General features: G+C 67.8%; 7 protein-coding genes. 3 read left to right on the top strand and 4 right to left on the bottom strand.

Going from position 1 to position 4,994, the window contains the following annotated elements; translation table 11 throughout:
* The 3 genes from A5652_RS13785 to A5652_RS13775 form a co-directional block, all read right to left on the bottom strand.
* Positions 1–707, bottom strand: a 707-nt coding sequence (locus A5652_RS13785) for a pyridine nucleotide-disulfide oxidoreductase (RefSeq protein ID WP_067351936.1), incomplete at its 3' end; no start/stop codon positions are given.
* Positions 708–794: 87 nt separating this feature from the next.
* The gene (locus A5652_RS13780) at positions 795–2,360 is read right to left on the bottom strand and encodes a glycoside hydrolase family 13 protein (RefSeq protein WP_067351934.1); all 1,566 of its coding nucleotides are present in this window, start codon (positions 2,358–2,360) and stop codon (positions 795–797) included.
* Between the two features lie 25 nt (positions 2,361–2,385).
* The gene (locus A5652_RS13775) at positions 2,386–2,772 is read right to left on the bottom strand and encodes a globin (RefSeq protein WP_156745326.1); all 387 of its coding nucleotides are present in this window, start codon (positions 2,770–2,772) and stop codon (positions 2,386–2,388) included.
* A gap of 151 nt (positions 2,773–2,923) precedes the next feature.
* Here A5652_RS13775 and A5652_RS13770 point away from each other — a divergent pair, with 151 nt between their 5' ends.
* From A5652_RS13770 to A5652_RS13760, 3 genes are all read left to right on the top strand, one after another.
* Complete coding sequence (locus A5652_RS13770) at positions 2,924–3,571, top strand: HNH endonuclease (protein ID WP_067351926.1); 648 nt, start codon at positions 2,924–2,926, stop codon at positions 3,569–3,571.
* A 67-nt stretch (positions 3,572–3,638) separates the two neighbouring features.
* Complete coding sequence (locus tag A5652_RS13765) at positions 3,639–3,866, top strand: hypothetical protein (protein WP_067351922.1); 228 nt, start codon at positions 3,639–3,641, stop codon at positions 3,864–3,866.
* Positions 3,853–4,320 carry a DUF5130 domain-containing protein gene (locus A5652_RS13760; protein WP_067351917.1) on the top strand — a complete coding sequence of 156 codons (468 nt, stop codon included), beginning with the start codon at positions 3,853–3,855 and terminating at the stop codon, positions 4,318–4,320. The genes A5652_RS13765 and A5652_RS13760 overlap by 14 nt, the downstream gene beginning before the upstream one ends.
* Before the next feature lie 14 nt (positions 4,321–4,334).
* On the opposite strand, the gene A5652_RS13755 is transcribed toward A5652_RS13760, so the two are convergent.
* Positions 4,335–4,994, bottom strand: a 660-nt coding sequence (locus tag A5652_RS13755; protein ID WP_197513953.1) for an ERAP1-like C-terminal domain-containing protein, incomplete at its 5' end; no start/stop codon positions are given.

Below are 4,994 nucleotides of genomic sequence, written 5' to 3'. Positions count from 1 at the left end.
CCGTCGATGTTCTCGCGCGCCCAGGCGGCCGCCTGGCCCTTCAGTCCGGTGTCGTCGAACAGGATCCAATCGTCCAGGTAGACAGCGTATTTCAGTGGGCTCTGATAGAAATTGACAATGCGCTTGACGGGGTGGCGCAGCAGGTTCGGCAGCACGATCATCGACGAGTGCGACGAGCCGAACACGGCGACCGTCGCGCCCTCGAGCGGCTCTTCGGCCAGCCTGTCGGGGTCCAGGGCGACCTGGACTCCGATCTCCTCGAGGTCGGGGTGGCAAAGTCTTTTGGGCTCTGCGCCGACGGCCAGGATCACGTTCTTGGCGAAGATGTCGCGCTGTTGCGTCTCGACCCGCCATTGTCTGTTCTCCAAGAACAGCGCGCTGGCGGTCGTCGTCAAGGCGTCGACCTGCTCACGCAGCTGCTCGGTGATCCACACCAGGGGTTCGGCGACCAGACCGAGCGCACAGGTCTCTTGCGGATCGATCTCCTTGAGCGGCATGGGCGGTGCTTCGGAGAACCGAAATGCCTTGGAGCCGTGGAAATACTCGAGAAAGAGCGCGACATGGGTGTTGCTGGAGACAGACCGCCACTTCCGGCCGATGTCGCCGCCCGCGAAGGCCGGATCAACCCAGGCGATCCCTTCGCCCGAGACCCCGTGATCCAGCAGCCTCCCCACCGCGGCGATGCCCGCCGGCCCGGCACCGATCACTGTCCACTCGTAGGAAGCCATGCACAACATATAGATCAGTCCGCCGCGAAATGCTCACCGTGACTTCGGCGGCGTGACCCCGGCAGGCTACGCCAGCCAGGCCGCGGAATCGGGTGGCAGTTTCCCCTGAAGCAGCGGTGCGCTCGTCAGCATCAGCTCGCCCGGTGGCAGGGGCACCGGCGATTCGCCGCCGTTGAGCGCGCAGACCAGCCCACCGGGGCGCCGGAAGATCACGGCGCCGCCGGGCGCATCCAGCCACTCGACGCCGTCGCCATCGAATTCGACGCGGCGCTTTCGCAATTCGAGTGCCCGCTGGAAGAACGACAAGGTGGAGTCGGGATCGCCGCTCTGCTTCTCGACGGTCAGGGCCGCCCACTGCTCGGGCATCGGCAACCACGTTTGCGACGACGACGAGAACCCGAACGGGGGCTCCTCGCCCGACCACGGCATCGGCACCCGGCACTTGTCGCGGCCCCGCTCGGTATGTCCGGACCGTTCCCAGGTCGGGTCCTGCAGCACCTCCTCGGGCAGATCCAGCACGTCGGGCAGGCCCAATTCTTCGCCGTTGTAGATGAACACCGTGCCCGGCAGGGCCAGCATTGCCATCGCCATGGCCCGAGCCCTGCGCAGCCCGATGTCGCCGCCGCCGTAGCGAGTCACCTCGCGTTCCACGTCGTGGTTGGACAACGTCCAGGTCGGGACGGCGTCATAGATCGCGGTGGCAGCGAGCGAGTTCTCGATGGCGTCACGGATCTGGTCGGCGTCGAAGTCGATCTTGGTCAACCGGAAGTTGAAGCCGAGGTGCAATTCGTCGGGCCGCAGATACTCGGCCCAGAGCAGGTTGTCCATCACCCATACCTCGCCGATGGTCACCGCCCCGGGATACTCGTCGACGACCTTGCGGATTTTCCGGTGGATGTCGTGCACGCCTGGGTTGTTGAAACGCGGGTCGTCGTCGGTGTGGCTCAGCACCTTGACGTCTGCCTCGGCGTCGGGCAGCCCGGGCGGCTTGGCCATCCCGTGCGCTACGTCGATGCGGAAGCCGTCCACCCCCCGGTCCAGCCAGAACCGCAGCGATGTCGCGAAGTCCTCGAAGACCTCCGGATTCTCCCAGTTCAGGTCTGGCTGCTCGGCGTCGAAGAGGTGCAGGTAGTACTGGCCGGGGTTGCCGTCCGGCTCGACCACCCGTGTCCAGGCGGATCCGCCGAAGACCGACGTCCAGTTGTTCGGTGGCAGCGCGCCGTCGCGCCCCTTGCCGTCGCGGAAGTGGTAGCGCTCCCGGGCGTCGGTGCCTGGGCCGGCGGCCAGCGCCGCCTGGAACCACGGGTGCGCAGAGCTGGTGTGGTTGGGCACCACGTCCATGGTGATCTTGATGCCCCGCCGGTGCGCCGCCGCGATCAGCCGATCGATCGCGGGCATCCCGCCGAACAGCGGGTCGATGTCGCGCGGATCGGCGACGTCATAACCGTGGTCGGCCATGGGTGAGACGGTGACCGGGCTGAGCCAAATCGCATCGATGCCGAGCCGCTCCAGGTGATCCAGATGGGCGACGATCCCGTCGATGTCGCCGACGCCGTCACCGTTGCTGTCGGCGAACGATCGCGGATAGACCTGGTAAAAGACCGCGTTCGACCACCATGCTGCGGGGCTCATGCTGCTCCGTTCGGTTGCGAGGCATCTAGAAGGGCGAATTGACCAGTGAGTCGGCAGCCATTTCCAGGTAGTTGAGCAACTCGCGGCGGTGCTCGTCGTCGAGCGTCTGCGAATCGATCGACGCGACGGCCGTGTGCATGCAGCGCAGCCACGCGTCGCGCGCCAGGGGAGTGATCCGGAAGGGCACGTGACGCATGCGCAGCCGGGGGTGCCCACGCCGGTCGGAGTAGGTGCGCGGGCCGCCCCAGTACTGCTCGAGGAACATCCGTAAGCGTTCCTCCGCACCCTCGAGGTCGTCCAGCGGGTACAGCTCACGCAGGATCTCGTCTTCGGGAACCTGGGCGTAAAAGCGGGACACGATCGCGTGGAAAGTCTCGGCACCGCCGACCGCGTCGTAGAAGGACTCTGTCACCTGATCCATCGCCGTCCATTGTGGTGCATCCTGGCGGCGCCAAGGGGAGCCGGCCCGGCCCCATGCCCGGTGTTCACCGGATCGACACGGCGTTCACCTGCAATAGGGTGCGATCGACGGCGAATCATGGTGGACTGTTCGCGGAGGATCTATGGCGCAGGGCAAGAGACGCCGCAGGCACCGCAGTCAGGTAGCCGCGGCAGGGTCAACCGGACCCACAACCGCGTCGTCGTTGCATAGTGTTGAGCTCCATCCGCCCGTCCGCGTGGAGGGCGCTTCCATCTGGAGTCGCCGGCGGGTCCTGCTGCTGAATTCCACCTATGAGCCGCTGACCGCGCTGCCGCTGCGCCGCGCGATCGTCATGGTGATCTGCGGAAAGGCCGACGTAGTCCACCACGATCCAGCCGGCCCGGTCATCCACTCGGCGACCAGCTCGATCGTGGTGCCCTCGGTGATCCAGCTGCGGTCTTACGTCCGGGTCCCCTACCGGGCGCGCGTCCCGATGACCCGCGCCGCGCTGATGCACCGCGACCGATTCTGCTGCGCCTACTGCGGCTCGAAGGCGGACACCGTCGACCACGTGCTGCCCCGCAGCCGCGGCGGGGACCATTCCTGGGAGAACTGCGTCGCCTGCTGCTCGAACTGCAACCACCGCAAGGGCGACAAGTTGCTTAGCGAGCTCGGCTGGGCGCTACGCCGCCCGCCGCTGCCGCCGACCGGGCAGCACTGGCGGCTGCTGTCGACCGTCAAGGAACTGGATCCGGCGTGGGCCCGGTATCTGGGCGAGGGCGCGGCCTGATCGGCAATCGGGTGTCCGGTCGCGCCGGGCGATCGCTTCGTGGGATACGGTTTGCGTCGTGAGTCCTATGCATGTCCATCTGTTAATCGTCGGAATACCGCTGCTGTTGGTGATCCTGCTGTCGGCGCTGATCTGGTCCCACAAGGGGCCCCACCCGGCGGCCTACAAGTTGGGCGAGAAGTGGACGCATCCCCCGATCCTGTGGGCAGCCACCGGCGAAGACGTCGGCCACGCCCACGGCGGGCACGGTACGTCGGAATTCGCAGTCGGAGGTGGCGCCAGTGGCACGTGGTGAGGTAGCGACGAGGGAACCCACCGAGCTGCCCCACGGGTCGGTGATCACCACGAGCGGACGGGTCTCCGGCGTCACCGAGCCGGGTGAGCTGTCGGTGCAATTCCCGTTTTCGACCAAAGACCTGGTCGCCGTGGACGATGCGCTGAAGTTCGGCTCTCGGGCATCCAAGACGCGCTTCGCGATCTATCTGGGCGACCTGGGCAGCGACACCGCCGCGCGGGCCCGCGCGATCCTGGCCGACGTGCCGACGCCGGACAACGCGGTGCTGCTGGCCGTGTCGCCCGACCAGAAGGTCATCGAGGTGGTCTACGGCACGCAGGTTCGCGGCCGCGGCGCCGAGTCGGCTGCACCGCTGGGTGTCGCCGCCGCGTCTTCGGCGTTCGAGCGCGGTGACCTGGTCGATGGCCTGGTCAGCGCGATCCGCGTGCTGAGCGCCGGGATTTCGCCGGCCTAGGTTGCGGTGGGGGCTCAGTCCCCGCCGGCGTCGAATCGGCGCGCCCGCAACGAACGCTTCACCCCCGCCTGGCCCTCGAGCACCAGGCGTCGCAACGCCGCCGGCACCTGTGGGTCGGACAGGAACTTGTCCGCGGCGGCGACGCCGTCGTCACTGATGTCCCAGTGCGGGTACAGGCCGATCACGACCGTCTGGGCGACTTCGCTGGATCGGCGCGCCCAGACCCCGGAGATCGCCTCGAAATAGCGCCCGGTGAACGGCCTGAGCAACTCGGCCTGCCCCGGCGGGGCGATGCCGGCGATGATCGATCGGGCGGTGATGTTCGCCAGGGTGTCGTCCTCGACCACCGTCGTCCAAGCTGCGTCCTTGACCTGCAACTGGGGTCGGGCCGTCGCGGCCTGCGCGCCGTGACGCTTGCCGGCGGCGGTCGGGTCGCGCTGAATCTCGGCATCGATGAACGGTGTCGCGGGCCCGTCGGCGTCGACAGCGCCCGCGGTGGCCAGCGCCGTCACGATCCGCCACCGCAGGTCCGTGTCGATGTCGAGGCCGGCCAGCCCCGACTCGGCGGGGTCGCGGTCGAGCAGGGCCGCCAGCGTCGCAACATGACCGGCCGACAGCACCGAGGAGCACAGCGTGTTGACGAAGGCGAGCTGGTGATCCGAGCCGGGCTGCGC

This window comes from Mycobacterium sp. 1165178.9, assembly GCF_001673555.1.
GTDB lineage: Bacteria > Actinomycetota > Actinomycetes > Mycobacteriales > Mycobacteriaceae > Mycobacterium.
This window is presented reverse-complemented; position numbering and strand designations above follow the sequence as displayed.